Annotated in this window: 1 protein-coding gene and 1 pseudogene; one reads left to right on the forward strand and one right to left on the reverse strand. The window is 73.8% G+C overall.

The annotated features are described in order from the left end of the window. Nucleotides 1–307 (forward strand): annotated as a pseudogene (locus SACSA_RS26150) (NUDIX hydrolase); the annotation flags it as partial. Between the two features lie 9 nt (nt 308–316). Here the strand turns inward: SACSA_RS26150 and SACSA_RS22875 are convergent. Then, on the reverse strand, nt 317–2,070 hold a 1,754-nt coding region (locus SACSA_RS22875), incomplete at its 5' end, for an elongation factor G-like protein EF-G2 (protein ID WP_019816433.1).

Genomic DNA, 2,070 nt, shown 5'->3' on the forward strand with positions numbered 1-2,070 from the left:
CGCCGATACCGCCGAGGCCGCGCCCCGGTCGGAGCGGGAACTGGCCGAGAACGAACTCACCCGGGCGCTGGACCGGCTGGACCGGCGGCGGATCGCGCCGCCACTGGCGGGAGAGCTCGCCGACGCCGAACACAGGGTGGTGATCGCCCGTCGCGTCTACAACGACGCCGTCCGGGACACCCTGGCGCTGCGGCGGCGGCGCCGGGTTCGCGTGTTCCGCCTCGCGGGCACGGCCGAGCACCCGGAGTACTTCGAGATCGCCGAGCCCGATCCTCCGGCTGCCGCCGGCTTCCCGGCCGCGTCGTGACGGAGGCCCTCAGCCCGCCGCCTGGCGGTGGGGGGCCGGTTCGTAGCGGGCGTGGTCGCGGGTGAACTCGCCCGTGCCCGAGGTCAGCGAGCGCAGGTCGATCGCATAGCGCAGCAGTTCGCCCGAAGGGACCTCGGCACGCACGACACTGGTGCCGCCGGTGGCCGACTCGGTGCCCAGCACGCGCCCGCGTCGCGACGACAGGTCGCCCAGCACGGCACCGAGGTACTCGTCGGGCACACGGATCGTCACGGAGTCGAGCGGTTCCAACAGCACCATGCCCGCCGTGGCGGCGGCGTCCTTGAGCGCCAGCGCCCCGGCCGTCTGGAACGCCGCGTCGGAGGAGTCGACGCTGTGCGCCTTGCCGTCGACGAGGGTGACCCGGACGTCGACCACCGGGTGCTCGTCGCCGATCCCGCGGGCCAGTTGTGCCCGCACGCCCTTCTCCACGCTCGGGATGAACTGGTGCGGTACGGCCCCGCCGACGACGCGATCGGCGAACTCCACCCCGGCGCCGCGCTCGAGCGGCTCCACCTCGATGTCGCACACGGCGTACTGTCCGTGTCCGCCGGACTGCTTGACGTGCCGTCCGTGCCCGGTCGCCTGCGCGGCGAAGGTCGAACGCAGGCTGATCCGCACGTCCTCGGTGGTCACGTCCGCGCCGCCGGCACGCAGGCGCGCGAGGACGACCTCGGCGTGTGCCTCGCCCATGCACCACAGCACGAGCTGGCCGGTCTCGGCGTTGCGTTCGAGGCGCAGCGTCGGGTCCCCGGCCACGAGCCGTGACAGGTTGCGCGCCAGGGCGTCCTCGTCGCTGCGGGAGCGGGCGGTCACCGCCACGGGCAGCAACGGCTCCGGCATTTCCCAGGTACGGATGAGCAGCGGATCGTCCGGTGCCGAGAGCGTGTCACCCGTCTCGGCCGAGCTGAGCCGCGTCACCGCGCACACGTCGCCCGCCACGCAGTGCGGCACCTCCCGCAGCGTCGCTCCGAGCGGCGAGTAGACGTGCGCCACCCGTTCGTCGGTGTCGTGATCGTCGTGCCCGCGCTCGGCCAGCCCGTGCCCGCACACGTGCACGGCGCGCTCGGGACGCAGCGTGCCGGAGAACATCCGCACGAGCGAGACCCGCCCGACGTAGGAGTCGGCGGAGGTCCGGAACACCTCGGCGGCGAGCGGGCCGCCGGGGTCGGTGGTCAGGCGCGGCCTCGGCCCGCCGTCGACGGCGGTCACCTCCGGCGGGGTGTGCTCCAGCGGCGACGGGCACGCCCGCGCGATGCCGTCGAGAATCTCGGCCGTGCCCACGCCGGTCAGCGCGCAGGCCGGGATCACCGGGTAGAAGCGGGAGCGGGCCACGGCCGTCTCGAGGTCGGTGATCAGCGTTTCCTCGGGCACGAGTTCGCCCGAGAGGTACCGCTCCATGAGCGTTTCGTCCTCGCTCTCGGCGATGACGCCCTCGATGAGTTCGTTGCGGGCCTCGGTCATGCGCACCACGTCGGCCACCCCGACCGTGCGCACGACCGGAGGGTGGCCCGAGGTGTAGTCGAAGTACCGTTGGGTGACCAAGCCCACCAGCCCCGGACTGCCGTCGCTCGGTGGCAGGTACAGCGGCAGTACTCCCTCGCCGAACGCCTCGCGGCACGCGCGGATCTCGCCTGCGACGTCGGCGCGGGCGTGGTCGAGCCGGGAGACCACCACGGCGCGCGGCATCTCCACGGCCGCGCACTCCCGCCACAGCGCCACGGTGGCGGCGTCCACGCCCTCGC

Source organism: Saccharomonospora saliphila YIM 90502, from assembly GCF_000383795.1.
GTDB classification, from domain to species: Bacteria; Actinomycetota; Actinomycetes; order Mycobacteriales; family Pseudonocardiaceae; genus Saccharomonospora; species Saccharomonospora saliphila.